At 63.9% G+C, this 25,018-nt stretch carries 25 protein-coding genes; 16 read left to right on the top strand and 9 right to left on the bottom strand.

Features of this window, described 5'->3' with window-relative positions; genetic code table 11:
* Position 1: 1 nt before the first annotated feature.
* A complete protein-coding gene (locus AC0L3C_RS19305; RefSeq protein ID WP_473408704.1) occupies positions 2-1,051 on the top strand; it encodes an amidohydrolase family protein in 1,050 nt (349 codons plus the stop codon).
* A gap of 96 nt (positions 1,052-1,147) precedes the next feature.
* Here the strand turns inward: AC0L3C_RS19305 and AC0L3C_RS19300 are convergent, their stop codons facing one another.
* The gene (locus tag AC0L3C_RS19300) at positions 1,148-1,603 is read right to left on the bottom strand and encodes a cupin domain-containing protein (RefSeq protein ID WP_247432216.1); all 456 of its coding nucleotides are present in this window, start codon (positions 1,601-1,603) and stop codon (positions 1,148-1,150) included.
* Between the two features lie 235 nt (positions 1,604-1,838).
* Between AC0L3C_RS19300 and AC0L3C_RS19295 the strand changes: the two genes are divergently transcribed.
* Positions 1,839-2,393, top strand: a complete 555-nt coding sequence (locus AC0L3C_RS19295) for a hypothetical protein (protein WP_473260989.1) — start codon at positions 1,839-1,841, stop codon at positions 2,391-2,393.
* On the opposite strand, the gene AC0L3C_RS19290 is transcribed toward AC0L3C_RS19295, so the two are convergent.
* Entirely contained in the window at positions 2,394-3,650 is a 1,257-nt protein-coding gene (locus tag AC0L3C_RS19290; RefSeq protein WP_473260991.1) for an aminopeptidase, read from the bottom strand. It lies immediately after the preceding gene.
* Between the two features lie 113 nt (positions 3,651-3,763).
* On the bottom strand, positions 3,764-5,125 hold the full coding sequence (locus AC0L3C_RS19285; protein WP_473408703.1) for a class-II fumarase/aspartase family protein: 1,362 nt from the start codon (positions 5,123-5,125) through the stop codon (positions 3,764-3,766).
* Positions 5,126-5,552: 427 nt separating this feature from the next.
* On the opposite strand from AC0L3C_RS19285, the gene AC0L3C_RS19280 reads away from it, so the two are divergent.
* Positions 5,553-7,112 carry a winged helix-turn-helix domain-containing tetratricopeptide repeat protein gene (locus AC0L3C_RS19280; protein WP_473408702.1) on the top strand — a complete coding sequence of 520 codons (1,560 nt, stop codon included), beginning with the start codon at positions 5,553-5,555 and terminating at the stop codon, positions 7,110-7,112.
* Between the two features lie 43 nt (positions 7,113-7,155).
* On the opposite strand, the gene AC0L3C_RS19275 is transcribed toward AC0L3C_RS19280, so the two are convergent.
* On the bottom strand, positions 7,156-7,578 hold the full coding sequence (locus tag AC0L3C_RS19275) for a GFA family protein (RefSeq protein WP_027515305.1): 423 nt from the start codon (positions 7,576-7,578) through the stop codon (positions 7,156-7,158).
* Positions 7,579-7,807: 229 nt separating this feature from the next.
* Positions 7,808-8,593, bottom strand: a complete 786-nt coding sequence (mddA, locus tag AC0L3C_RS19270; RefSeq protein ID WP_473260999.1) for a methanethiol S-methyltransferase — start codon at positions 8,591-8,593, stop codon at positions 7,808-7,810.
* Between the two features lie 134 nt (positions 8,594-8,727).
* Here mddA and AC0L3C_RS19265 point away from each other — a divergent pair, with 134 nt between their 5' ends.
* On the top strand, positions 8,728-10,278 hold the full coding sequence (locus tag AC0L3C_RS19265) for a winged helix-turn-helix domain-containing protein (protein ID WP_473408701.1): 1,551 nt from the start codon (positions 8,728-8,730) through the stop codon (positions 10,276-10,278).
* Between the two features lie 7 nt (positions 10,279-10,285).
* On the opposite strand, the gene irr is transcribed toward AC0L3C_RS19265, so the two are convergent.
* On the bottom strand, positions 10,286-10,768 hold the full coding sequence (gene irr, locus AC0L3C_RS19260; RefSeq protein WP_473284243.1) for a Fur family transcriptional regulator Irr: 483 nt from the start codon (positions 10,766-10,768) through the stop codon (positions 10,286-10,288).
* Between the two features lie 177 nt (positions 10,769-10,945).
* Between irr and AC0L3C_RS19255 the strand changes: the two genes are divergently transcribed.
* The 5 genes from AC0L3C_RS19255 (at position 10,946) to AC0L3C_RS19235 (ending at position 16,654) form a co-directional block, all read left to right on the top strand.
* Positions 10,946-11,257 (top strand): hypothetical protein, encoded by a 312-nt coding sequence (locus AC0L3C_RS19255; protein WP_007599501.1) that lies wholly within the window; start codon positions 10,946-10,948, stop codon positions 11,255-11,257.
* Between the two features lie 218 nt (positions 11,258-11,475).
* Entirely contained in the window at positions 11,476-13,026 is a 1,551-nt protein-coding gene (locus AC0L3C_RS19250; protein WP_473408700.1) for an ABC transporter substrate-binding protein, read from the top strand.
* A gap of 198 nt (positions 13,027-13,224) precedes the next feature.
* Positions 13,225-14,196, top strand: coding sequence for an ABC transporter permease (locus AC0L3C_RS19245; RefSeq protein ID WP_473261007.1), 972 nt, complete (start codon positions 13,225-13,227; stop codon positions 14,194-14,196).
* The gene (locus AC0L3C_RS19240) at positions 14,193-15,032 is read left to right on the top strand and encodes an ABC transporter permease (RefSeq protein WP_473261009.1); all 840 of its coding nucleotides are present in this window, start codon (positions 14,193-14,195) and stop codon (positions 15,030-15,032) included. Before AC0L3C_RS19245 ends, AC0L3C_RS19240 begins: the two co-directional genes overlap by 4 nt.
* Before the next feature lie 2 nt (positions 15,033-15,034).
* Complete coding sequence (locus tag AC0L3C_RS19235) at positions 15,035-16,654, top strand: ABC transporter ATP-binding protein (RefSeq protein WP_473408699.1); 1,620 nt, start codon at positions 15,035-15,037, stop codon at positions 16,652-16,654.
* Between the two features lie 18 nt (positions 16,655-16,672).
* Here the strand turns inward: AC0L3C_RS19235 and AC0L3C_RS19230 are convergent, their stop codons facing one another.
* Complete coding sequence (locus AC0L3C_RS19230; protein ID WP_473261013.1) at positions 16,673-16,942, bottom strand: hypothetical protein; 270 nt, start codon at positions 16,940-16,942, stop codon at positions 16,673-16,675.
* A 348-nt stretch (positions 16,943-17,290) separates the two neighbouring features.
* On the opposite strand from AC0L3C_RS19230, the gene AC0L3C_RS19225 reads away from it, so the two are divergent.
* Positions 17,291-17,455: a hypothetical protein gene (locus tag AC0L3C_RS19225; RefSeq protein ID WP_473261015.1), complete on the top strand. Its 165-nt coding sequence runs from the start codon at positions 17,291-17,293 to the stop codon at positions 17,453-17,455.
* Positions 17,452-17,661, top strand: coding sequence for a hypothetical protein (locus tag AC0L3C_RS19220; RefSeq protein WP_007605116.1), 210 nt, complete (start codon positions 17,452-17,454; stop codon positions 17,659-17,661). Before AC0L3C_RS19225 ends, AC0L3C_RS19220 begins: the two co-directional genes overlap by 4 nt.
* 133 nt (positions 17,662-17,794) lie before the next feature.
* Here the strand turns inward: AC0L3C_RS19220 and AC0L3C_RS19215 are convergent, their stop codons facing one another.
* Both AC0L3C_RS19215 and AC0L3C_RS19210 read right to left on the bottom strand, forming a co-directional pair.
* Positions 17,795-18,088 (bottom strand): hypothetical protein, encoded by a 294-nt coding sequence (locus AC0L3C_RS19215; protein WP_473408698.1) that lies wholly within the window; start codon positions 18,086-18,088, stop codon positions 17,795-17,797.
* 125 nt (positions 18,089-18,213) lie between these two features.
* A complete protein-coding gene (locus tag AC0L3C_RS19210; protein ID WP_473261022.1) occupies positions 18,214-18,561 on the bottom strand; it encodes a hypothetical protein in 348 nt (115 codons plus the stop codon).
* 135 nt (positions 18,562-18,696) lie between these two features.
* Here AC0L3C_RS19210 and AC0L3C_RS19205 point away from each other — a divergent pair, with 135 nt between their 5' ends.
* The 5 genes from AC0L3C_RS19205 (at position 18,697) to hemA (ending at position 24,872) form a co-directional block, all read left to right on the top strand.
* Positions 18,697-19,017: a hypothetical protein gene (locus tag AC0L3C_RS19205; RefSeq protein ID WP_007599476.1), complete on the top strand. Its 321-nt coding sequence runs from the start codon at positions 18,697-18,699 to the stop codon at positions 19,015-19,017.
* A 223-nt stretch (positions 19,018-19,240) separates the two neighbouring features.
* Complete coding sequence (locus AC0L3C_RS19200) at positions 19,241-19,966, top strand: outer membrane protein (protein ID WP_473261024.1); 726 nt, start codon at positions 19,241-19,243, stop codon at positions 19,964-19,966.
* 164 nt (positions 19,967-20,130) lie between these two features.
* The gene (locus AC0L3C_RS19195; RefSeq protein WP_473261026.1) at positions 20,131-22,284 is read left to right on the top strand and encodes a methyl-accepting chemotaxis protein; all 2,154 of its coding nucleotides are present in this window, start codon (positions 20,131-20,133) and stop codon (positions 22,282-22,284) included.
* 95 nt (positions 22,285-22,379) lie between these two features.
* Positions 22,380-23,441, top strand: coding sequence for an MBL fold metallo-hydrolase (locus AC0L3C_RS19190; RefSeq protein ID WP_473261028.1), 1,062 nt, complete (start codon positions 22,380-22,382; stop codon positions 23,439-23,441).
* 201 nt (positions 23,442-23,642) lie between these two features.
* On the top strand, positions 23,643-24,872 hold the full coding sequence (hemA, locus tag AC0L3C_RS19185; protein ID WP_007599472.1) for a 5-aminolevulinate synthase: 1,230 nt from the start codon (positions 23,643-23,645) through the stop codon (positions 24,870-24,872).
* The last annotated feature ends 146 nt before the right edge of the window (positions 24,873-25,018 follow it).

Here is a 25,018-nt window from a genome sequence, read left to right as displayed (position 1 = left end):
GATGGCAGCAAGCGGTCTGCCCGCCAACACGAGCGGGCTATTCGTCGAGCCGCGCGAGGACTGGCTCGCGCTGCATCGGGAGGAGATCATCGATCCCTCGCGGCCGATCGTCGATCCCCATCACCATCTCTGGAATCGCGGGCACCGCTATCTGATCGAGGAGATGGCGGCCGATATCGCCTCCGGCCACAACGTCACCGCCACCGTCTATGTCGACTGCCGCTCGATGTATCGTGCGCACGGGCCCGAGGCGTTCCGGCCGGTGGGCGAAGTCGAATTCGCCAATGGCGTCGCCGCGATGAGCGCCAGCGGCGGTTACGGCAAGGCCGCGATTTGCGCCGGCATCGTCAGCCACGTCAATCTGCTGCTCGGCGATGCCGCAGAACCGGTGCTGGAGGCCGAGATCGCGGCAGGCAATGGTCGCTTCCGCGGCATCCGGCATTCCTCGGCCTGGGACCAGGATCCTGCTGTCGCCGGCATGTATGCGAGCCGACCGCAGGGATTGCTGCAGGACCCGACCTTCCGCAAGGGCTTTGCCTGTCTCTCGCCGCTGAACCTGAGCTTCGACGCCTGGCTGTTCCATCCGCAGATCGGCGAGCTGACCGAGCTCGCCCGCGCATTTCCCGACACCAGGATCGTGCTCGACCATTGCGGCGGCCCGGCCGGAATCGGCCGCTTTGCCGGACGGCGCGAGGCGGTGTTTCCGCAATGGCGCGCCTCGATCCAGGAGATCGCTAAATGCGAGAACGTGGTGGTGAAGCTCGGCGGGCTCGCGATGTGCCTGCTCGGCTACGACTTCCATTTGCGCGAGAGGCCGCCGTCATCCGAGGAGCTTGCCGCGGCGTGGCGGCCTTACATCGAAACCTGCATCGAGGCGTTTGGACCCGCGCGCGCGATGTTCGAGAGCAATTTCCCCCCGGACAAGGGCCAGTGCAGCTACCAGGTGATCTTCAACGCCTTCAAGCGTATCGCGGCGCCCTTGAGCGAGACCGAGAAGACGGCGTTGTTCTCGCAGACCGCGAGCAATTTCTACCGGCTCGATTTGCCTTAAAGGGATTGGCGCCATGACGAGAAGGGGGCCGGGATGTTGATCCCGGCCCCTCTTCCGTCGTGACCGCTGGGAAGCGTCCTTGAAACTGATTGAACTCTAACCGGCGCCCATCAGCGAGGCCGGACGGCGCTCGCCTGTGGAGACGAATATCTTCTTGAGCTTGTTGACGACGCGGATCAGGAAGCCGATCATCACGGGATTGGTCTTGCGGCAGAAGGCGATCTTCTTGACGTGGCCTTCGACATGCCATTTGGCGTGCGCACCGTTGCGGAAGAAGATGACGTCGCCCGGGCCGTAGCGCTTCGGCGGCATGCCGTCGCTTTCGAGCACGATCGATCCTTCCATGATCATGATCGTCTCGTCGATGTCGTAGTACCAGTTGAATCGGCCTTCGGTGCAGGCCCATATGATGGTCGAAGCGGTGCCGTCGGCGCTGGTGGACAGGATGTGCGAGCGCGACACCGGATTGCCCTCGATGATCCAGGACGGCTCGATCGGCCGCAGCTCAAGCTCTACATTGCAACTACTGATTTCAATCAATGTGCGCGACATCTGTTCCCCCAGGGGATAAAATATGATCCGCCGGGTCTCGGCCCGGATTGTTCAAAGATGGCGGGAACGCTAGTAGCCGGTTTTTAATTCTTTCTTACGCAGGGCCCGACAATCAGCCGCAAGTTGCAGACGCGAAACGGTTAACGTCCCAATTTCCCTGCAATTTCGCACACATGAACCCTTCTTTTTCGGGGTGCGACAAAGTGCGCGAAGCTATCTGAAAGGAGCCATACCGATGCCCCTCACCCCGGAGGTTCTCGCAGCTCAAGGCGAGGTCGTCGCCTGGCTCGGCAGCCTTGATGTCTCCTTCGCAACCGACGAGGAGCCCTGGTTCACCGTCGACGGCATCGAAAGCCCCTGGCAGATCGGCAGTGACGGCTCCGGCGGCGCGTTCGTGCTGCTGCCCTCTCAGAACGTACTCTACGTCTCGTCGGAAGGCCGCGCGGGAATCGTCGCGGAGAGTTTCGAGGCTTTCGTCCAGCTCGTTGTGGCGCGCCCCTATTGGCTCGACATCCTCAAATTTTCCGCCGGCGGTGACCTCCATGAGATGCGGCGGGCGGCGGACGCGCTGGAGGCGACACTCGACGACGAGGACGACGTCAACGAGGCCCGCGAGCAAATCCGCGGGGGTCTCGACCTGCCCGAGGCGAATGATCCGGTCGGTGCGCTCTACGACGCGGTGGCGGCCTCCGACGCCGTCGTGCGGGCCACCGACGGCAGCCCGTTCACGACGCTGTTCAACCGCTTCAGCATCGACAACAGCCCGATGCTGCGCAACGCGGCGGCGTAGTTACTTCGCCCATTCGCCCTTGCGAAACACCGGCACCTTGCTGCCGTCGGCCAGAATGCCGTCGATGTCGGTCTCGGCCGAGCCGATCATCCAGTCGATATGGATCAGGCTCTGGTTGCCGCCTTGCGCCGCGATCTGCTGCGGCGTGAGCTGCGCGCCGTTGACGAAGCATTTCGAATAGCACTGGCCGAGCGCGATGTGCGAGGCCGCGTTCTCGTCGAACAGCGTGTTGTAGAACAACAGCCCGCTCTGCGAGATGGGCGAGGAATGCGGCACCAGCGCCACTTCGCCGAGACGCCGCGCGCCCTCGTCGGTGTCGAGCACCTTGTTCAGGACCTCCTCGCCGCGCGAGGCCTTGGCGTCGACGATCCTGCCGTCCTCGAAACGCACTGCGATGTTGTCGATCAGCGTGCCCTGGTAGGACAGCGGCTTCGAGCTCACGACATGGCCGTAGACGCGCCGGCAATGCGGCGTGGTGAAGACCTCTTCGGTCGGGATGTTGGCGTTGCAGCTGATGCCGTTCTTGGACAGCGAGGCGCCGCCCTCCCATTCATGACCATCGGCGAGGCCGATGGTGAGGTCGGTGCCCGGGCCCGAATACTGGAGCGCGCGGAAACGCTGGCCGTTGAGCCAGTTGGTGCGCTCCCGCAGCACCGCATTGTGGCTCGCCCAATTGGCCGGCGCGTCCTCGCGATCGACGCGGGACGCCGCGAAGATCGCGTCCGCGAGCTTGCCGATCGCGACCTCTTCAGGATCGTTCGGAAAGACTTGCTTCGCCCAGGACGGGCTCGGATAGGCAATGATGTTCCAGTTGGTGTCGAAATTGACGATCTTTTCCAGCGCCGGCTGATAGGCCATGGAATTGGCCTTGCTGGCGCGCGCGACCTTGGAAGCATCTTCGCCCGAGAGCAGCATCGGATTGTCGCCGACGATGGCAAGACGCGCGGTGTTGTTCGAGAACGCCTTGGCCATGCCCTCGTAGAGCCAGTTGGCGGCGCGATCGAAGCTGTCGTCGTGGCCGTGGCGATAGCGCGCCAGCGTCATCTCTTCGTCGGAGAGAATGGGCGTCACGATGCCGGCGCCGGCCTTGTAGGCATGCACGGCAATCCGCCGCACCAGCGGCAACGCGATCGCAGGTGCCGTCAAGAGCAGATCCTGGCCCGGCCGCAAGCCCAGACCAACCTTCACCGCCACCTCGGCCAGCCGGTCGAGCTTCACGGGATCGATGGGAGTGGAAGTGATGCGTTGACCAGTCATGTCGGATCCTCTGCCGAACGTCTCTTGCTCAATTTAAGTCTAGCATCGCGGGACACAAGTGCGCGAGTGCCTTGCGACACCCCAAAGATACGCGGTTTCGCGCATTTTGGTTTTCAACGCGTTGCCGATTTCAGCACCCGGTCGACCATGGCGGGAGCAAGGCCGAGGTAATTTTTCGGTGATGTCAACGCCTCGATCGTGGCACGGTCGATTCTGACAGAGACGCGGGAATCGGACGATAGCGCGTCCGCCAGCGTAAGACCTTTCTCATGGGCGAGCCGGCAGGCGTCGTAGACCACGTCATGGGCCTCCTGCCGCCCGATCTGCGGCGCGAGCCCCATCATCACGGCTTCGGCCACGATCAGACCGCGGCTGACGGCGAGATTCTCGTTCATCTTGCTTTCGTCCACGATGAGGCCGGCGAGCGCAAACTTCGCCTGGTGCAACGCGCCGGCGGTCAGCACGAAGCTCTCGGGGATCGCCATCCATTCGGCGTGCCAGGGCCCGGTGGCGCGCTCGAAGTCCTGCACCATGGCATCCAGCATGAGGCCGGCGTGCTGGCGCACCGCCTTCGACGCCGCGAGCATCAGTTCCGAGGAGATCGGGTTGCGCTTCTGGGGCATGGTCGAGGAAGCACCGCGTCCCTTGACGAAGGGCTCGTAGACCTCGGCGAATTCGGTCGAGGCCATGATCATGGTGTCGAGCGCGATCTTGCCGAGCGAGCCGGTGACGAGCGCCAGGAAGTTCACGGCCTCGGCAAAACCGTCGCGTGCGACATGCCAGGTCGAGGCGGGAACGCCAAGCTTCAGTTCGGCGCAGAGCGCTTCCTGCACCTCGAACCCCTTGTCGCCGAGCGAGGCCAGCGTGCCGGCGGCGCCGGCGAACTGGCCGACCAGGACGCGCGGCTTCAATTCACGGATCCGCTCGGCATGGCGGTCGAACATAGCGAGCCAGATCGCTGTCTTGTAGCCGAAGGTGACCGGCAGCGCCTGCTGAAGATGGGTGCGGCCCGCCATCGGCGTGTCACGGTAGCGCTTCGAGAGGTCGGCGAGGATTGTGCGCAAGCTCGCGATGTCCTGCTCGACGATCTCGAGCCCGGCGCGCAGTTGCAGCACCACGGCGGTGTCCATGATGTCCTGCGTGGTCGCGCCCCAATGCACATAGCGGCCGGCATCGCCGCATTGCTTCACAATCTGATGCACGAGCGGCAGGATCGGATAGCCGACGACATCGGTCTCCTGCCGCAACAGGTCGAAATCCAGCGCGGCAGCGTCGGTCCGAGCCGCTATCTGATCGGCGGCATCCTGCGGAATCACCCCGCACTTCGCTTCCGCCTTCGCCAGGGCGACCTCGACCTCGGCATAGCGCGCGACCGTCGCGATATCGGAAAACACCTCCCGCATCTGCGGCGTGCCGAAGGCATCGCGGAACAACATGGAATCCAGCACGGTGGTCGAGGCATGAAAAGCGGGCATGGGCGCATCTTCGTGTTTGCGTTTGTGTGGGGGCAGCTTACGCACACGGAACTGTTCGGCAATGGACATTCATTGCTTGCCACACATTCGATGTCGTCGCGAAGGCCAGGACAAAATGGGAAGCTCCCGCGCGCCATTGCCTCAACACCGTCATTGCGAGGATCCCTTGCGACGAAGCAAATCCACGCTGTCTCCACGGCGACAGCCTGGATGGCTTCGCTGCGGTCGCAATGACGTGAGGAGACCCTGACAATCCGGCCGAACCGGCTATGTTCTAACCAAGGCTGCATTCCTCGCCGTAAACTGCATGCCTGCCATCACGCGATCGTGGTGAACCGGGCAGGCCCCTCGGTGGACTCATGGGCATCAGCCGAAATCCGTCTTTGATTTCATCGTTGCCCGATGTCGTGAGGTCTGAGTTTTCGACGTGCAGTTTCTGTTCCGGGATCACCTGCTCGATACCGACTTGCGCGAGCTGAGCCGCGAGCAGGTTCCCGTTGCCGTGGAGCCGCAGGTCTTCGATCTCGTCGTCCACCTCATGGAGAACCGCGACCGGGTGGTCAGCAAGGACGAGCTGATCGACAAGATCTGGCACGGGCGCAGCGTCTCCGAATCCACCCTGACCAGCCGGATCAATGCGGCACGCAAGGCGGTCGGAGACAGCGGCGCGAGCCAGGCGCTGATCCGCACCATCTCGCGCAAGGGTTTTCGTTTCGTCGGCGACGTCGAGACCAAGCGTGGGGCGACCGCGCCGGAATCCGACTTCGGAGCGAACCTTCTGCAGGCCCCGCTGCCGCTACCGGACCGGCCGGCGATTGCGGTGCTGCCCTTCACCAACATGAGCGGCGACCGCGAGCAGGATTATTTCTCCGACGGGATCAGCGAGGACATCATCACCGCGCTGTCGAAGCTGCGCTGGTTCTTCGTCATCGCGCGCAACTCCTCCTTCGTCTACAAAGGCCGCGCAGTGCATATGAACGAGGTCGCGCGCGAGCTCGGCGTGCGCTACGTGCTCGAAGGCAGCGTGCGGCGGAGCGGCGATCGCGTGCGTATCTCCGCGCAGCTCAACGACGTCTCGACCGGCAGCCATCTCTGGGCCGAACGCTACGACCGCGAGCTTGCCGACATCTTCGCCGTGCAGGACGAGATCACCGAGGCGATCGTCGCCGCGATTGAGCCGCAGCTCTATACCGCCGAGAGTTTTCGCGCCCAGCAGAAGCCGCCGGGAAGCCTGGATGCCTGGGACCTCGTGATGCGCGCATTGTCGCATTACTGGCGCATCACCCGCGAGGACAATGCCGCCGCGCAAGGACTGCTCGAAAAGGCCGTCGCGCTCGATCCCACCTATGGCAAGGCGCTCGGCCTGCTCGCGACCAGCCACATCTTCGGCGCGCATATGGGCTGGTCCGACATGGCCTCGACCGTGCCGATCGCCGAGGGCGCGGCGCTCGCGGCGGTGGAGGCCGATCGTGAGGATGCCTGGGCCCATCACGGCCTGGCTTATACCTATCTATTCCGCCGCCGCTTCGACGACGCGCTTGCGGAGTTCGAACTGGCGCTAAACCTCAATCCGAATTTTGCGATGGCGCATGCCTTCTACGGCGTGACGCTGTGTTACGCGGGACGATGGCAGAACGGCGATGTCGCCGCGCGCCGCGCGCTGCGGCTGAGCCCGCGCGACCCGCTCGCGGCGATCTATTGCGGCGTTGCCGCCTATGCCCGGTTCATCGGCCGCGATTACGAAGGAGCCGCACAGATGGCGCGCGAGTCGATGCGGCAGCGCGCCGATTTCGTCGGCGCGCATCGGGTGCTGACGGCCGCCGCCGGCATGTCGGGGGATTCCGCGCGCGCGGCGTCCGCCCTGGAAGGCTTGCGCCGCGCCCAACCCGGCATCTCGCTCGCCTGGATCACGCGTGAGCTGCCGATGCTGCGGGACGAGGATCGCGAGCATTACCTTGACGGATTGCGGCGCGCGGGGATGAGGTAGCGAATTTCTCCTCTCCCGCTTGCGGGAGAGGAGATGGGGGCCGCTACTCCTGCATCATCTCGCCGCTGCCGCCGAACTCGGCCGGGAAATCCTTGAGCTTGGGCAGGCCGTCACGCATTGGCAGCACCGTCTCGGCGTAGTTGACGTGGACGCCGGGCGCGAAGGCGAGCGTGGGGATGGTGGCGGTGAAGACGTCGACCAAGCCGAGCGGCGGATGGTTGGTCATGAGATGGCCGCCGCACTTCTTGCAATATTTGCGCTGGCTGAGCGGCGTCTTCGCAAAGGTCTCGACATTCTGAGCACCTTCGGTGATGCGCACGGCCTCGGGCTTCCAAAGGCTGAAGGCGTTCACCGGACCGCCCGACCACGAGCGGCACGAGCTGCAATGGCAATAGCCCATCGCCTCCGGCGCACCCGTGACCTCAATCGTGACTGCGCCACAGAAGCAGTTTCCAACATGTTTCATTAGGTCGTCTCCGTTGATGATTGTTGAGATTCCTCTCCCCGCTCCTGTTTGCCGAGAACTCGGCAAAAACGAATGCGGGGTCGCGACGAGCTTTGCTCGCACTGATAGCGTCAGGGTGACGGGGGATCACCCCGAGAAGCGTTGAAGGTTGCGTCCGGCAGGATCCGTTACGCGCCTCGGCGCCGCCGCGCGTCCTCCTTTCGGCGGACGCGGCCGAACGACGCGTAAGCTATACCGACTTGCGCCAGGGAATAAGCATCGAGACCCGTTGTTTGTACTGCCGGTACTCGTCGCCGAAGAGGTCGATGAGATCGTGCTCCTCCAGCGCGATGCCGACGAAGATGTAGAGCGTGGTCACGGCGGCGAACAGCAGATGGCCCGCGGTCATGACCGGCGCCGCCCAGAACGCGATGATGAAGCCGAGATAGATCGGATGACGGACGAACTTGTAGAGCAGTGGCGTCTTGAAGCGCGGCGGCGACGCCTCCTTGCCAACGAGATGATTGGTCACCTGATGCAATCCGAACAGCTCGAAGTGATTGATGATGAAGGTCGAGGTAAACACCAGCACCCAGCCCACCAGCGACAGCGTGACGATCGTCACAGCAAGATCCGGGTTCGCGACATCCCATATGACCGTGGGCAGCGGGCGCCACTGCCAGAACAGGAGGAGCAATGACAGGCTCGCAAACAACACATAGGTGCTGCGCTCGACCGGCTTGGGGACGTACTGCGTCCACCAGGCCTTGAATTGCCGGCGCGCCATCACGCTGTGCTGGACCGCAAACAGGGCCATCACGAGCAGATTGATGATGACGGCCTCGGCCGCGGGCGTATCGGTCCCGGTGTCGATGGTCTTCGGCACCACCAGCCCCATGACGAAGCCGATGGCGTAGAGAATGGTGACGAAAAACACGAGATACGCCGCAATTCCGTACAGAAAGGCGATGAACTTGAAAATGCGTGAGCCCGCAACCGGGCCGATGGGATGAACCTGATGATCAATTTGGGTCATAAACAGCTCCGTTGTGCCAAAACGCCGGCACTTCATTGGTCGCTCCACCATGGCGCACCCAAGGTCCCAAGACTTTCGCGGACGGTTGATTTTCGCCTGAGACGACTTTGATTTTTGCTTGAGACGACAGAAACGTGCGATTTTGCTTTGAAAACAATGTGCTCGACGGCGACCTGCGGGAACTCACCTGCAGCGGAGCCGCCGTGCCGTTGCAGCCGCAGGTGTTCGATCTCCTGCTTTATCTGGTGGCGCAGCGCACCCGCGTGGTCAGCAAGGATGACCTGATCAGTCAGATCTGGAGCGACCGGATCATCTCGGATTCCGCCCTGAACAGCCGGATCAACGCCGCCCGCAAGGCGCTCGGCGACGACGGTGCGAGCCAGCGGCTGATCAAGACCATTCCGCGCAAGGGCTTTCGTTTCGTCGGCGAAGTCCGGGAAGAAGTGGCAGCCGCGACCGCCCCCACGCAAGCCGTCGCTGCTTTGCCGCGCGCCCTGGCGGACCGTCCGGCGGTCGCGGTGCTCGCTTTCGAGAACATGAGCGGCGATCCCGCACAGGACTATTTCGGCGACGGCATCAGCGAGGACATCCTCACCGCGCTATCGAAGCAGCGCTGGTTCATGGTGATCGCCCGCAACTCGTCCTTTACCTATAAGGGCCGCGCTGTCCACATCCGGCAGATCGCCGAGGAACTCGGCGTCCGCTACGTCGTCGAAGGCAGCGTGCGCAAGTCGGACAACCGGGTGCGCATCACCGCGCAGCTCAACGACGCCACGTCGGGCAGCCATCTCTGGGCCGAGCGCTACGACCGCGAGCTGGTCGACGTGTTCGCCGTGCAGGACGAAATCACCAACGCGATCGCCGCGGCGATCGAGCCGCAGATTCATGCGGCGGAAAGTTTTCGCGCCCATCGCAAGCCCCCCGCGAGCCTGGATGCCTGGGATCTCCTGATGCGGGGGCTGTCGCATTACTGGCGCGTGACGCGGCGGGATCACGAGACCGCGCGGGCGCTGCTGGAACGTGCGGTCGGAATCGATCCGAACTACGGCCAAGCGCTGTCGGTGCTCGCGGCGAACCACATGTTCGGCGTGCATCTCGGCTGGGCCGAGCTTGCCGTGGTGGCGCCAGCGGCGGAAGCCGCCGCGCTCGTCGCGGTGCGCTGCGATCATGAGGATGCCTGGGCGCACGCCGCGCTCGGCAGCGTCTACTTCTCGACGCGAAGGCTTGCGGACGCACTGTCCGAGTTCGAGCAGGCGCTCGCGCTCAATCCGAACTTCTCGCTGGCGCAAGGCTATTACGCACTGGCGTTGTCCTATGCCGGGCGACCGAAGGATTCATTCGAGGCAGCGCAGAGGGCAATGCGGCTCTCGCCGCGCGATCCATCCCTGGCGATCTATCACGGCATCGCCGGCTATGCCCGCTTCACCGAGCGGCGCTATGGCGAGGCCATCGCGCTCGCGCGCGAGGCGATCCGCCACCGGGGCGACCTCACCGGCGCCTACCGCGTGCTCGCGGTTTCTGCCGGCATGACCGGCGACGGCGTGCTTGCGGAGATGGCGCTGGGCGAGCTCCGCCGTACCCAGCCCAACATCTCGCTGCACTGGATTTCGACGCAATTGCCATGGGCCAACGAGGCCGACCGCGAGCACTATCTGGAAGGATTCCGGCGGGCCGGCTTGCGCTAGACGATCCTCATGTCGAGTCTGCGTCGCGCTTGCGGCGCAGATGGACGACGACGTCGAGCCGCGCGATCTCGTGGCCCGGGAGCGCCTCGGGCATCCTGGTGAAGGTCAGGCCGTCGGTGACGTCGACCAGCACATCCTCGCCTTCGAGGTAGAAATGCGGATGCACGGACGTGTCGGTGTCGAAGAACGACTTGATGCCGTCGGCCGCGATCCGGCGCAACAGGCCGGCTTCGGTGAACTGGTTCAGCGTGTTGTAGACGGTCGCGAGCGACAGCCGCAGATTGGCGGCCGTCGCTTCTTCATAAAGCCCCTCCGCTGTCACATGACGATGGGGGCAGAGGAACAGCATTTGGCCCAGCGCCAGACGATGGCGCGTCAGCCTGAGGCCGGCATTGCCGAGCAATTGCGCGCAACGTGCCGACGCCTCGTCCGCGAAGGAGATGAAGATATCGTCTGAATCCGCTTCGGATGGGGTGGAACGGACGTTCATCGCCGATGCACTCGCATTTGACCAGGCACGCGGGGCTTCACCCGTCCTACCATCAGATCGCAGAAGCGGCAGCCCGGCTTTGATCCGAATCAAATCCGGAACGAGCCCGCCTCTGACCTATCGCAAGGCGGCCGAGTTTATTCCCGGCCAGAATAGCCCCACACAAATGAGGCTCACATGTCCAAGCCGGTTCCCGACAAGGCAGAGATCGCGCTCGAATATCCCGACAAGTTCTATGTCGGCACCTTCGGGCATTCGTCGCGGTTCGAGGCACGTCTCGACGGCAGCGGCGTTGCGCTGGTGCTGCAGCATCCGGGCACCGCGGACGAACGCAAATCGGTGCACCTGCACCTCAATTTCGGCCTGCTCGCCGGGATCCTGCGCGAACTCGCGGGCAGTGTCGCGGCCATCCCCAAGGACGACATCGCGCACCGGGAGCAACTCGCGGACGCGCTCGCCGAGTTGCAACGGGTGCTGCGGCCCTCCTGAGGCCGGGCGGCGCGGCGGCGCCGGCTTGGCCGCCAAACGCCATAACAGGACGCGCTGTACATTTTTTGTGCGAACATTGTCGAGACTTTCATCTTGCGGCGCCGAATGAGACCGTGTGAGCCTCGATCCCGGATGGGGACTGGGATGGGCCGGCCGTAGCTTTGCGCGCCATGACGTGCGAAGCGTTTGCGGCTGGTCTCGCTTGAGAAAGATACGACATGTCAAAACGAGTGTTGCTTGGTGTCCTCCTGGCTTGCGGCCTCGCTGCTCCTGCGCTGGCGCAAGAGCCGAAAGCGGGTGGAGCGATCAATGCCGTGATTCAGCCCGAGCCGCCCGGCCTGATGCTGGCGATGGTCCAGAACGGCCCGGTGCAGATGGTGTCGGGCAACATTTTCGAGGGCCTGCTTCGCTACAGCCCCAAGCTCGAACCGCAGCCGGAGCTCGCCGAGAGCTGGAGCGTCAGCGAGGACGCAAAAACCTATACGTTCAAGCTCAGGAAGGGCGTGACCTGGCATGACGGCAAGCCCTTCACTGCCGCCGACGTGCTGTTCTCGCTCGAGATGCTGAAACAGACGCATGCGCGCGCCCGCAACAATCTCGCGCAGGTCGACAAGGTCGAGGCTCCCGACGACTACACGGTGGTGTTCACGCTGAAGCAGCCGTTCGGTCCGTTCCTCGGCATCTTCGAGGTCGGCTCGATGCCGATGGTGCCGAAGCATCTCTATGAAGGTACCGACTGGAAGACCAATCCCTACAACAACGCCCCTGTCGGCACCGGCCCCTTCATGTTCAAGGAATGGCAGAAGGGCTCCTTCATCCGCCTGGTCAAGAACCCGAACTATTACGAGAAGGGCAAGCCCTATCTCGACGAGATCTACTGGCAGATCATTCCCGACGCTGCGGCGCGCTCGGTGGCGTATGAGACCGGCAAGGTCGACGTGCTGCCCGGCGGTTCGGTCGAGAATTTCGACGTGCCGCGGCTGTCCAAGCTGAAGGATACCTGCGTCACCGGTGCCGGCTGGGAGTTCTTCTCACCGCTGGCCTGGCTGTGGCTCAACAACCGCCAGGGTCCGCTCGCCGACAAGCGGGTGCGGCAGGCGGTCATGTATGCGATCGACCGCGACTTCGCCAAGGACGTGATCTGGAACGGGCTCGGCAAGGTCGCGACCGGCCCGTCCGCATCGACCATCAAATATTATACCAGCGACGTGCCGAAATATCCGTACGATCCGGCCAAGGCCAAGGCGCTGCTGAAGGAAGCCGGTTACAAGGGCGAGAAGATCCGCCTTCTGCCGCTCGCCTATGGCGAGACCTGGCAGCGCTGGGGTGAAGCCGTGAAGCAGAACCTCCAGGACGTCGGCATGAACATCGAGACCATCGCCACCGACGTTGCCGGCGGCAACCAGAAGATCGGCGACTGGGACTACGACATCGCTTTCACCTATCTCTACCAATACGGCGATCCCGCGCTCGGCGTCGGCCGCAACTACGTCTCCAGCGCCATCGCCAAGGGCCAGGTGTTCAACAACGTCGAGGGCTACTCCAACCCGGAAATCGACAAGCTGTTCGCCGACGGCGCGGTGGCAACGCCCGACTCCAAGCGCAAGGAGATCTACGAGAAGGCGCAGAAGATCCTGGTCGAGGACGTGCCGGTGGCCTGGATGCTCGAGCTGCAATTCCCGACCATCATGCGCTGCAAGGTCAAGAACCTGATCACGACCGGCATCGGGGTCAATGACGGCTTCAAGGACGCATGGCTCGACAAGTAATGACAGGCGTTCCAAGCTCCCCTTACCTCTCCCGCTTGCGGGAGAGGTCGCTACGCTCGAAGAGCGTAGCGGGTGAGGGTTCTCTCCACTTGGCAATCTCTCTGCGGAAATACCCTCTCCCCTACCCTCTCCCGCAAGCGGGAGAGGGGGCGCACCGCAACTGCCGTGTGTTCAACCTGATCTGATCGCCATCCAACAATGCTCTCCTTTGTCGCTCAGCGTGTCGCGAAGGGCGTGATCGTCCTGCTTGCGATCGTCGTCCTCAATTTCTTCCTGATCCGGCTTGCGCCCGGCGATCCCGCCGTGGTGATGGCGGGCGAGGCCGGCGCCAGCGACCAGATCTTCGTTCAGCAGCTCAGGGAGAAGTTCGGCCTCGACAAGCCGCTGCCCGAGCAGCTCTTCATCTACGTCAAGGGCATTGCTACCCTCGACCTCGGCTTCTCCTTCCGCCAGCAGGCACCGGTCGCGAAGCTGATCGGCGAGCGGCTGCCGGCGACCTTGCTGCTGACGCTGACGGCCTTCGCGATCTCGCTCGTGCTCGGCATTCTCTTCGGCACCTTCGCCGCGCGCTTTGCCGGAACCTTTCTCGACACCGCGATCACCGTCTTTGCGCTCATCTTTTACGCCATGCCGATCTTCTGGGTGGCGCTCATGAGCATCCTGCTGTTTTCGGTCACCATGGATTGGCTGCCGAGCTTCGGCTACGAAACGGTCGGCGCCAACCTCACCGGCTTCGCTCATGCTGTCGACGTCGCAAGGCACCTGATCATGCCGGCGATGACGCTCGGCCTGTTCTTCATGGCGACCTACACCCGCATGACGCGCGCCTCGATGCTGGAGGTGAAGCGTCTCGACTTCGTCAAGACGGCGCGCGCGAAGGGTCTGTCCGACGCCGTGATCCAGCGCCGTCATGTGCTGCGCAATGCGCTGCTGCCCGTCGTGACGCTCGCCGGCGTCCACTCCGGCACCCTGATCGGCGGCGCCGTCATCACCGAGACCGTGTTCGCCTGGCCCGGCATCGGACGCTTGATGTACGACGCCCTGCTCCAGCGCGACTACAATCTGCTGCTCGGCGTCTTCGTGATCTGCTCCGCCATGGTCCTGATCTTCAACCTCATCACCGACCTGGTCTATCGCCTGGTCGACCCGCGCATCGAATTCACCACATGAAACAGTTCTGGAAATCGATGATGAGGAGCCCGAGCGGCGTCATCGGGCTGATCATCCTGCTGCTTGCGATCTCGGTCGCCTTGTTCGGTCCAATGCTGTTCCCGAACTCGCCCTGGCGCATGGTTCAGCGGCCGTTCCTGCCGCCGTTCACGCTCGCGACCGTGCCGCTCGGCACTGACGCGCTCGGCCGCGACGTGTTCGCCGGCATGATCTTTGGCGCACGCGTCTCCCTGCTCGTCGGCATGGTCTCCACCCTGGTGGCGCTGGTCGTCGGCGTGCCGATCGGCGCCATGTCCGGCTATTTCGGCGGCAGGGTCGACGACGCCCTGATGCGCTTCACCGAGTTCTTCCAGACCATTCCGAGCTTTGCGCTCGCGATCGTGCTTGTCGCAATCCTGCAGCCCTCGATCTATTCGATCGTCGCCTCGATTGCGCTGGTAAGCTGGCCGCCGGTCGCGCGCCTCGTCCGCGGCGAGGTGCTGTCGCTGCGCACGCGGGAATACGTCCAGGCCGCCGTGGTCACGGGCCAGAGCAACACCTGGATCATCCTGCGCGAAATCCTGCCGAACACGCTGTCGCCGGTGATCGTGCTGGCCTCGCTGATGGTGGCAACCGCGATCCTGCTGGAATCCTCGCTGGCATTCCTCGGCCTCGGCGATCCCAATCTGATCTCCTGGGGCTACATGGTCGGCGCCGGCCGCACCGTGATCCGCCAGGCCTGGTGGATCACCGTGTTTCCCGGCGTCGCCATCCTGATCTCGGTGCTCGGCCTCAATTTGATCGGCGAAGGCCTCAACGACGCGCTCAATCCGCGACTGTCGCGGGAGGGCCGCTGATCATGACCGCACCGCCCGCCGTCTCCATCAAGAATCTGCGGATCGCGTTGCCCAAGGGGGCGGAACGGCCATTCGCGGTCGACGGCGTCTCGCTCGATTTGAGGCCCGGCAAGATCGTCTGCGTCGTCGGCGAATCCGGCTCCGGCAAATCGATGTGCGCGCACGCGCTGATGGGCCTGTTGCCTGACACGGTCACCGTCACCTCCGGCGAGATCCAGTTCGAAGGCCGCGACCTGCTCAAACTCGACGACGACGGCTGGCGCGATCTGCGCGGCCGACGGCTCGCGATGATCTTCCAGGAGCCGATGACCGCGCTCAATCCGTTGATGCGGATCGGCGACCAGATGGCGGAGATGTTCGAGGCGCACGGCCTGCTCACGCCGAAGGAGCGGCGCGCCAAGGCGCTGTCGCTGGCGCGCGAAGTCGGCCTGCCCGACCCCGAACGCATCGTGCGCGCCTATCCGCACCAGCTGTCCGGCGGCCAGCGCCAGCGCGCCATGATCGCGATGGCGCTCGCGCTCGAACCGGCGGTGCTGGTCGCGGACGAGCCGACCACCGCGCTCGACGTCACCACACAAGCGCAGATCCTGAAGCTGATCCGCAACCTCCAGCGCAATCGCAACATGGCGGTGATGTTCATCACCCATGATTTCGGCGTCGTCGCCGACATCGCCGACCAGGTCGTCGTGTTGCGCCATGGCAAGGTGGTCGAGGAAGGGCCCGCCTCGGCGGTCTTCAACGCGCCGCAGCACGACTATACCAAGGCGCTGCTCGCCGCCGTGCCCACGATGGACCCGCCCGCCCGCAGCCCCCTCGACGACCAGGCCAAGGCGGTCGAGGTGATCGGACTGGACAAGACCTACGTCACCTCGGGCGGCTGGTTTCGCGAGGACCGCCGCGTCGATGCCGCGAGCGAAGTCAACTTCACGATTCTCAAGGGCGAGACGCTCGGCCTCGTCGGCGAATCCGGTTCCGGAAAATCGTCGGTGGCCCGCCTGGTGATGCGGCTGATCGAAGCCGATCGCGGCACCGTGCGGATCGGCGAGACCGATCTCACAAAGCTCGCGGGCAAGGCACTACGCGCCGAGCGCCATCGCATCCAGATGATCTTCCAGGATCCGTTCGCTTCGCTCAATCCGCGGCGCAAGGTCGGCCACATCATCGCCGACGGCCCGATCGCGGCCGGCACCGATCCGAAGGTGGCGTTGGACCGCGCTCGCGATCTCCTCAAGATGGTCGGGCTCGATGCCGGCGCGCTCGAGCGTTATCCGCATGAATTCTCCGGCGGCCAGCGCCAGCGCATCGGCATTGCGCGCGCGCTCGCGCTCGAGCCCGAGATCATCGTCGCGGACGAGGCCGTCTCGGCGCTCGACGTCTCCGTGCAGGCGCAGGTCCTGAGGCTGCTCGAAGACCTCAAAGCTCGCCTCGGCCTCTCGATGCTGTTCATCACCCACGACCTTCGCGTTGCGGCGCAAATCTGCGACCGCATTGCGGTGATGCAGCGCGGCGCCATCGTCGAGCTGAAACCGACCGCTCAGCTGTTCGCCGCGCCCGAGCATGCCTATACGCGCGAACTGCTCGCGGCCGTCCCCGGGCAGAGAGAGCACGCGCCGACAGCTTAAATCAGCCGATCGCGGCTTCTACTTGGTTCTGGGGTTCGTGTTGTTCCAGGTGGGGACTGAGTTTGTTACGCCGACGGAGGGCTGGTTGGACGTTCCGATCGACGGCGCTGTCACGGTTCCGACGGTCTGCCCGGAACTTCCAATGGTCCCTTGCTGTACCGGTGCTCCGGAGCGTCCGCTCGTGCTGTTTGGTGTCCCCGTCCCCGACGTTTGTGCGTTTGCAGCGAGTGGCGTTGCAGACAATCCGAGAGCAATAAGTGCAGCAATGGAGCGTTTCGTTCTTGTCATGGCTGATCCTTTCGGGCGCGGTCTCTCAATCGCGATGCCGTTCGTCGAGGCAACCCGTGCACTGAGTGACCTTACAACTCCACGCGCGACAAAATGTGCCGCCGTGCCATCATCCCGCGGGGCTCAACTCTTCATCACGATGAAGCGAAGCGGTCCCCACCGAACAGATGCGCCGTGAGATCGGGCGCATCGTTGAAGGTATCCTGCTCCACCTCAGGAACGGAATACTCACGGGCTTTTTATCCCTCGTGACCGCCCGCACGGCTGCAAAGCCGGAGCCGGCACCCCACATCCGGATGAAATGATTTCCATCATGTGATGATGGATCGAGGATCTATTGGAGCCGACATGGGCCAGGTTATTGAGTTTGTCTCGAAATCCGAGCGCGAGCGCATTCGCCTCATCCAGGAAGCGCGCGCGATCTACGACAGCATTTTCCCGCCGGCTGATCCGGCAAGCGAATCGTCGAGCGGAGCCTCCGCGCGTCGCGGCGACGGAGGCAACCTCGCGTGATCAAGATCATCGCCGTGCTCTGCAACCTCGCCTCTCCAGCGAACTGTCACGAGCAGACCGTCACCACATCCGACTTCGCCGACGTCTCGATGCAATCGTGCCTGATGGGTGCGCCACAGCTCGCCGAATGGATGAACCAGCATCCGGCCGAGCGTCTCGCCGGATGGCGTTGCGTGATCGGCCAACAGGCCGGCCGGGGAATTTAGGATCGAGCTGCGCTGTCCCTGAACGATCCGAAATGCCTGGTCCACCGCCATGATCATTACTGGTCGCGCTCCATCTTCTCTGGCATTGCGACCGGCAGGCGGAGACCGGGATTGGCTCGCCGAACAGGCGCGCCTACCGGACGGGCGGGTTTGTGTTACTCCAGGTCGGGACTGCGTTGGTCACGCCGACCGACGGCCAATTATACGTGCCGATCGACGGCGCCGTGACCGTCCCGACCGACTGTCCTGAGCTACCGTAAGCCCTCGACGGCGCGGCCATCGCCCCTCCAGCGCTGCCATAGTTCGGGGCCGCGGGACCGGAGCTGTAGTGTCTGGCGGATCTGTGCTTCTTCGCCTCGACAACGGAGGGGGCCGTAGTTAGGCCAACCGTGATAAGTGCGGCAATTGCGAATTTGAGGCTTGTCATGGCTGATCCTTTGGTCGCCGTGGACCCTTTGCGCCAAGTGTTCATTGTTCGGAAGAATTCCATAGCGGTCCCGTTCATAACTCCGTGCGCGGGCGAAGGTGCCGGGGAGCGGTTGCACGGCTTGATCAGCGCCGCCGCGGACGACACGCCTTGCGGTTGTGGCGCTCCTTGACGGTCGCGACCGAGTGCATCAACTCCTTGAAAGCCGTGATTGCCTTGTCGTCGCCGAGTGCGCTGTCACCGAGCGCTTCCAGATGCTCAATGACCACGAGCAGCGCATCCGCGACCTGGCCGATCTGCTTGCCGTAACTGCCGACATCCGACAGCAGGTCCTTCTCGACATCGGGCGCCGAGGATTGGCCCACCGTGATGTTCACGAGACCGAACTGGCCGCCGGTCGGGCTGAAGAACGACGTGATCGGATTGATGGACTGCACGACGTCCCCCGACAGAGGCAGCTTGAACACGGGCATGCGGCTATCCTTTCCTTTGCTGAGCCCGGCGGGCGCGAGACTAGCACGCCCCGCCTCTGACGCGCGGCTCGCCTTCGGATGGACCCGAATCAGCGCTAGTGCATTCACCTCATCGACTGCGCGTATTGAGGCGACATGACCGGTCCCGAACTGAAGCAACTCCGCAACGATCTCTCAGACGTCCTCGAACGCAAGCTCACCGCGGCCGACATGGCCCGGCTTTGCGGATTGCCGGAGAAGGGCGGCGCCGACACCATTCGGCGCTGGGAAGTGAGCGGCCCGACACCGTCGGCGACCAAGGTGCTGCGCGTGCTCGCGATGGCGAGCGAGCGCTATCCGATCCTGGAGAAGTTCGACGTCTTCGATCGCCATGACGTGCGCGAGGAAGACCGGCCCGCAAAGCGCGCTGCATTCCGCGAACAGATGCGCGATGAGGCGCGGCGCCGTCTTGGTTAATGAGATGCGCGCGCAAGTTACCGGGACAACGCTGAGTTAAGCCTTTCTTCACCGCTTCTTAAGTCGACATTAAGCACGAAAATCATTTACAGCCCAATACGTTAGGTTGGCTGCCGCTGTGCCACGGATGTGACAGCATTTTCGTCAAAAGCGAGCTATCTGCAAAACCAACGACGGCGCGGAAAGCGCGCCTGCCGGGGACCTAAGTGTTGGAGTTTGGACGATGAAGAAGTTTCTGTTTGCGACCGTTGCGCTGCTCGTGGTGGGCGCTGCCGCACCGGCGGTCGGTGCCGATCTCGGTAACCGCAATTACTATAAGGCGCCCGCGCCCGCTTATGCCGCGCCGATCTACAACTGGACCGGCTTCTATATCGGCGGCCATGTCGGCGGCGCGTTCTCCAGCGACAACAATTTCAGCGGCCTCTCCACCGGCAATAACGGCAACGGCCGTTTCCTCGGCGGCTTGCAGGCCGGTGCGGACTGGCAGTTCAACCCGAACTTCGTCGTCGGCGTCGAAGGCCAGTATTCCTGGCTCTCCGGCAGCGTCGGCGCGGTGTTCCCGGGTGGCGTCGCCTACACCAACGACCAGCGCGGTCTCGGCTCGATCACCGGCCGCGTCGGCTACACCTGGGGTCCGGGCCTGCTCTATGTGAAGGGCGGCTACGCTTATTCGGACAACAACGAAAAGGTCACTGTCGGCGGCGTGCCGGCTGCCTTCGTCATCACGGGCGACCACCGCAACGGCTACACCGTCGGCGCCGGCCTCGAATACATGTTCGCCCCGAACTGGTCGGCCAAGGCCGAGTACCAGTACTACAATTTCGGCGACGCGCACTTCACCGGTGGTCCGCTGGCGGGCACCGGCAACTTCACCACCGACGACCACACCATCAAGGCGGGCGTCAACTACCGCTTCAACTGGGCCAACTCGGCGGTCGCGCGCTACTAAACGGTTACCAAGACCTTATCATGATGAAGGGCCGGCATCGTTGCCGGCCCTTCTTTTTTCGCTGTGCGGAACGCACGCAACCGATTGAGCAACTTGCGATTTTTTAACCCGTCCCAAGGATACTCCGCGGCGAAAACATAAAGATCACGCGTGGGGGAATTTTGATGGCAATCCGTCTGGGCCTTGGCCGTTTGCTTGGTCGTATCCGGCCTCGTTTCAAAATGCCGACATGGGGCGTGCGCGGCAGCCTGTTCACGGCCTTCGCGGTGATCGCGGGCATGGGCCTCGTGATTGCAGCCGGCGCCGGCTTCGTCTTCAACCATCTCGGCAGCACCATGATGGACCTGAGCGGCCGCGACATCCCGCGCCTTTCCGCCAGCCTTCAACTCGCATCGCAAAGCGCAACGCTCGCGGCGCAGGGGCCGGGCCTCCTGGCGTCGCCGTCCGACGAGGCGCTGAACGAACGCACCAAGAAGGTGCAGGAGATCCAGCAGCTCGCCATGGCCAAGCTCGGCGAGATCATCGAGCTCGGCGCCGACAAGCAGGTCGCAACCGCGTTGCGCGACACCGCCAAGAGCATCGACGAGGCGACCCAGAGTCTGGTGTCGGCAGCGCGCGAGCGGCTCGATACCGGCGCGTTGCATGACAAGCAATATGAAGCGCTCCGCAAGGCGCAGCTCACCTTCGTCGGTGCGGCCGGTCCTGCCATGCTGGACGCGCAGACGCGCCTGAACGCGATCCTCGGCGCGGCGGAAGTTTCCGCCGACGATGCCACCGAAGCTGCCCGCACCGTCTCCCAGGTCGCGACCATCTCCGCCAACGGCAATTTGATGGCCGCCGACATGATGGCGGCGCTGTCGGCCAACAACAGCGATACGCTGGAGGCGATCGAGAAGGAGTTCAAGGCGACTCGCGACCGCGTCAAGTCGAACCTCGAGGACCTTCCGAACATGGCCTCGATGCAAGCGGTGCGCGACACCGTGCAAAAGCTGTTCGCCTTCGGCGAAGGCAAGTCTGGCGTTTTCAAGATCCGCCAGAAGGAGCTCGACGCCATCGACTACGGCCAGACCATTCTGGACGAGACCCGCAAGCTCAATGTCGGCCTCGGCATCAGCGTGCAGCAGCTCGTCGAAGGCGTGCAGAAGGAGACCAACGCGTCGACCTTCCAGGCGCGGCAGGAGATTTCGCTTGCGACCACCGCGATGCTGGCACTCGGCGCATTGACGCTGGTCGGCTCGGCGCTGTTCGTCTGGCTCTATGTCGGCCGCAACATCCTGCGCCGCATTCGCGAGCTTCAACGCGCCATGCAGTTGCTCTCTGCCGGCGACCTCGATACCGAGATCGTCCGCTCCCGGCAGAACGACGAGATCGGCGCGATGAAGGAAACGCTGACGGTGTTCCGCGACAGCATGATCGAAGCCCGGGCGCTTGCGAGCGAGCAGGACAGGGATCGCGTCGCCAAGGCCGAGCGTGCGGCGCAGATGGAGGCGAAGATTGCAGACTTCGAGAGCACGGTCCGCTCCGCACTCGACAATCTCGCGCAATCAGCCAATTCGATGCAATCGACCGCGCAGAGCATGTCGAACACGGCAGATCAGTCCAATGCGCTGGTGAACGCGGTTGCATCCGCAGCCGAAGAGACCTCGGTCAACGTGCAGACCGTATCGTCAGGCACCGAGCAGCTCTCGTCCTCGATCGAGGAGATCAGCAAGCAGGTCGTCACCTCGGCCGCGATCGCCAGGAAGGCGGTCGACGAAGCCGGCGCGACCGATGCCACGGTACAGAGCCTCGCCGACAGCGCGAGCCGCATCAGCGTGGTGGTCGATCTGATCCAGACCATCGCCTCGCAGACCAATCTGCTGGCGCTCAACGCCACCATCGAGGCGGCGCGCGCGGGCGAAGCCGGCCGTGGCTTCGCGGTGGTCGCCTCCGAGGTGAAGAGCCTCGCAAGCCAGACCGCGAAAGCGACGGAGGAGATCCGCAGCCAGATCGCCAGCATGCAGTCGGTGACGACTTCGGCGGTCGGCGCCATCCAGGGCATCGGCCGGATCATCGGCGAGATCAACGACGTCACCACGACGATCGCCGCCGCGGTCGAGGAACAGGGCGCGGCGACACGCGAGATCGCCCGCAACATCCAGCATGCCGCCGGCGGCACCAGCGAGGTCTCCAGCAACATCGTCGGCGTCTCCACGGCTTCGGCGGAAGCCGGCGCGGCGGCGAACGAAGTGCTCGGCGCCTCCGACGCGCTCCGCCGCGAGGCCGACATGCTGCGCGGAGAGATCGACGCGTTCCTCAACAACATGCGGGCGGCGTAAGGGGTCGTTCCGTAGCCCGGAATGACCGCTATGCGGGCCGCGCCAGCGTCCTTTTTCGGCTGGCGCGCCGTGACGAGCGGGTTTAAGCCGGTAGCATGAATGCAAAGACCGACACCGTGCAGTCCTCCGCCGACGCCCTGCGCTATCCCTGGGAACAGCATCCCGGCCCCGAAGAGGTCGTCGAGGTGAAGCCGGGCGTGTTGTGGGCGCGGTTGAAGCTGCCGTTCCGCCTCAACCATGTGAACATCTACCTGCTCGCCGACGGCGACGGCTACGCCATGATCGACGCCGGCTTCGGCAATGAGGAGACCATCGAAGCCTGGACGAAGCTGTTCGACGGGCCGTTGAAGGGCGTCAACATCACGCGCCTGATCGTAACCCATTCCCATCCCGATCATGTCGGTCTGGCCGGGTGGATCGTCGAGCGGTTCAACTGCCCGCTGGTGATGTCGCAGGTCGAATATCTGCAATCGGTCTATCACCAGAACCGCGGCACCGAGGAGCGGAAGGAGGCGCAGCGGCTGTTCTTCCGCCGCCACGGCATGGACGATTCGCTCACCGAAAAACTGCTCGGCCGCGGCCAGGACTATCTCAAGCGCGTCTCGGTGTTGCCGCCGTCCTACCGGCGCATCTCGCATGGCGAGGACGTCGTGATCGGCACGCGCCGCTTCAAGGTGATCACCGGCGGCGGACACGCGCTCGACCAGGTGATGCTGTATTGCGCCGACGACAAGCTGTTCCTCTCGGCCGACCAGGTGCTGAGCAAGATCTCGCCGAATGTCAGCGTGTGGGCGGTCGAACCCGACCAGAACTCGCTCGGCGAATATCTGGCCTCGCTCGCCAGCCTCACCACCACGCTGCCCTATGACGTGCTGGTGCTGCCCGGCCACGGCGTGCCGTTCTACGGACTGAAGACCCGCATCAAGCAGCTCGCCGATCACCACGAGGAGCGCTGCCGCCTGATCGCGGAAGCCTGCCGCGAGGTGCCGCAGACCTCGCGCGCGTTGGTGCCCGTGGTGTTCAACAAGCACGTGCTGGACGAACACCAGATGGGTTTCGCCGCCGGCGAACTGGTCGCCCACGTCAACTACATGATCGTGGAAGGCCGGCTGACGGCTGAGATGAAAGACGGCGTGTTGCAGTTCAGGACGACCTGAGGGCTGCGCTCAATTCACCGGATGGTGCAGAGCAACATTGCATCTCGCGTGAACTTGATCCGGATCAAGTTTCAAATCGCATGATAGGGCATTTTGCCCAAATGCCCCGCAGGTCCAAATGTGGGATAGCGCATAGACATTGGAGCTGGAAAAGCTCTAAGGATATGCGGGTCTTTGGTCGGTTCCGCTGCAGGTTTGACGATGGATTACGCCCAGTTCTTCAATTCCGCCCTTGATCGTCTCCACTCCGAGCGGCGCTACCGCGTGTTCGCCGATCTCGAGCGCATCGCCGGCCGGTTCCCGCATGCGCTCTGGCACTCGCCCAAGGGCAAGCGCGACGTCGTGATCTGGTGCTCCAACGACTATCTCGGCATGGGCCAGCACCCGAAGGTGGTGGGCGCGATGGTCGAGACCGCGACCCGCGTCGGCACCGGCGCCGGCGGCACCCGCAACATCGCCGGCACGCATCATCCGCTTGTGCAGCTCGAGGCCGAACTCGCCGATCTCCACGGCAAGGAAGCCTCGCTGCTCTTCACGTCCGGCTACGTCTCGAACCAGACCGGCATCGCGACCATCGCAAAGCTCATTCCGAACTGCCTGATCCTGTCCGACGAGCTCAACCACAATTCGATGATCGAGGGCATCCGCCAGTCCGGATGCGAGCGGGTCGTGTTCCGCCACAACGACCTCGCCGACCTCGAAGCGCTGTTGAAGGCTGCGGGCCCGAGCCGGCCCAAGCTGATCGCCTGCGAGAGCCTTTATTCGATGGACGGCGACATCGCCCCGCTCGCCAAGATCTGCGACCTCGCCGAGAAGTACGGCGCGATGACCTATGTCGACGAGGTCCACGCCGTCGGCATGTACGGCCCGCGCGGCGGCGGCATCGCCGAGCGCGACGGCGTGATGCATCGCATCGACATTCTCGAAGGCACGCTCGCCAAAGCGTTCGGCTGCCTCGGCGGCTACATCGCCGCCAACGGTCAGATCATCGACGCCGTGCGCTCCTATGCGCCGGGCTTCATCTTCACCACCGCGCTACCGCCGGCGATCTGCTCGGCCGCGACCGCCGCGATCAAGCATCTGAAGACATCAAGCTGGGAGCGCGAGCGTCACCAGGATCGCGCCGCCCGGGTCAAGGCGATCCTCAACGCCGCCGGCCTGCCGGTGATGTCGAGCGACACCCACATCGTCCCGTTGTTCATCGGCGACGCGGAGAAGTGCAAGCAGGCTTCCGACCTCTTGCTCGAACAGCATGGCATCTACATCCAGCCGATCAACTATCCGACGGTTGCCAAGGGCTCCGAACGCCTGCGCATCACGCCCTCGCCCTATCACGACGACGGCCTGATCGATCAACTCGCCGAAGCCCTGCTGCAGGTGTGGGACCGCCTGGGCCTGCCGCTTCGCGAGAAGTCGCTGGCGGCGGAGTAGGCGTTTCCCTCGCCTCTCCCCGCTTGCGGGGAGAGGCCGGAATGCGCGCGAAGCGCGGATTCCGGGTGAGGGGGAGTCTCCGCGAATCCAACTATCACCGTCACCGGGGAGAGTCCCCTCACCCCACCCTCTCCCCGCAAGCGGGG

Source organism: Bradyrhizobium sp. WSM4872, from assembly GCF_055811715.1.
This window is presented reverse-complemented; position numbering and strand designations above follow the sequence as displayed.

What these genes read in the sequence shown, in the direction of transcription:
- AC0L3C_RS19305 (WP_473408704.1), top strand. Translation starts at nt 2, where the DNA reads ATGGCAGCAAGCGGTCTGCCCGCCAACACGAGCGGGCTATTCGTCGAG.
- AC0L3C_RS19300 (WP_247432216.1), bottom strand. Translation starts at nt 1,603, where the DNA reads ATGTCGCGCACATTGATTGAAATCAGTAGTTGCAATGTAGAGCTTGAG.
- AC0L3C_RS19295 (WP_473260989.1), top strand. Translation starts at nt 1,839, where the DNA reads ATGCCCCTCACCCCGGAGGTTCTCGCAGCTCAAGGCGAGGTCGTCGCC.
- AC0L3C_RS19290 (WP_473260991.1), bottom strand. Translation starts at nt 3,650, where the DNA reads ATGACTGGTCAACGCATCACTTCCACTCCCATCGATCCCGTGAAGCTC.
- AC0L3C_RS19285 (WP_473408703.1), bottom strand. Translation starts at nt 5,125, where the DNA reads ATGCCCGCTTTTCATGCCTCGACCACCGTGCTGGATTCCATGTTGTTC.
- AC0L3C_RS19275 (WP_027515305.1), bottom strand. Translation starts at nt 7,578, where the DNA reads ATGAAACATGTTGGAAACTGCTTCTGTGGCGCAGTCACGATTGAGGTC.
- mddA (WP_473260999.1), bottom strand. Translation starts at nt 8,593, where the DNA reads ATGACCCAAATTGATCATCAGGTTCATCCCATCGGCCCGGTTGCGGGC.
- irr (WP_473284243.1), bottom strand. Translation starts at nt 10,768, where the DNA reads ATGAACGTCCGTTCCACCCCATCCGAAGCGGATTCAGACGATATCTTC.
- AC0L3C_RS19255 (WP_007599501.1), top strand. Translation starts at nt 10,946, where the DNA reads ATGTCCAAGCCGGTTCCCGACAAGGCAGAGATCGCGCTCGAATATCCC.
- AC0L3C_RS19250 (WP_473408700.1), top strand. Translation starts at nt 11,476, where the DNA reads ATGTCAAAACGAGTGTTGCTTGGTGTCCTCCTGGCTTGCGGCCTCGCT.
- AC0L3C_RS19245 (WP_473261007.1), top strand. Translation starts at nt 13,225, where the DNA reads ATGCTCTCCTTTGTCGCTCAGCGTGTCGCGAAGGGCGTGATCGTCCTG.
- AC0L3C_RS19240 (WP_473261009.1), top strand. Translation starts at nt 14,193, where the DNA reads ATGAAACAGTTCTGGAAATCGATGATGAGGAGCCCGAGCGGCGTCATC.
- AC0L3C_RS19235 (WP_473408699.1), top strand. Translation starts at nt 15,035, where the DNA reads ATGACCGCACCGCCCGCCGTCTCCATCAAGAATCTGCGGATCGCGTTG.
- AC0L3C_RS19230 (WP_473261013.1), bottom strand. Translation starts at nt 16,942, where the DNA reads ATGACAAGAACGAAACGCTCCATTGCTGCACTTATTGCTCTCGGATTG.
- AC0L3C_RS19225 (WP_473261015.1), top strand. Translation starts at nt 17,291, where the DNA reads ATGGGCCAGGTTATTGAGTTTGTCTCGAAATCCGAGCGCGAGCGCATT.
- AC0L3C_RS19215 (WP_473408698.1), bottom strand. Translation starts at nt 18,088, where the DNA reads ATGACAAGCCTCAAATTCGCAATTGCCGCACTTATCACGGTTGGCCTA.
- AC0L3C_RS19210 (WP_473261022.1), bottom strand. Translation starts at nt 18,561, where the DNA reads ATGCCCGTGTTCAAGCTGCCTCTGTCGGGGGACGTCGTGCAGTCCATC.
- AC0L3C_RS19205 (WP_007599476.1), top strand. Translation starts at nt 18,697, where the DNA reads ATGACCGGTCCCGAACTGAAGCAACTCCGCAACGATCTCTCAGACGTC.
- AC0L3C_RS19200 (WP_473261024.1), top strand. Translation starts at nt 19,241, where the DNA reads ATGAAGAAGTTTCTGTTTGCGACCGTTGCGCTGCTCGTGGTGGGCGCT.
- AC0L3C_RS19195 (WP_473261026.1), top strand. Translation starts at nt 20,131, where the DNA reads ATGGCAATCCGTCTGGGCCTTGGCCGTTTGCTTGGTCGTATCCGGCCT.
- AC0L3C_RS19190 (WP_473261028.1), top strand. Translation starts at nt 22,380, where the DNA reads ATGAATGCAAAGACCGACACCGTGCAGTCCTCCGCCGACGCCCTGCGC.
- hemA (WP_007599472.1), top strand. Translation starts at nt 23,643, where the DNA reads ATGGATTACGCCCAGTTCTTCAATTCCGCCCTTGATCGTCTCCACTCC.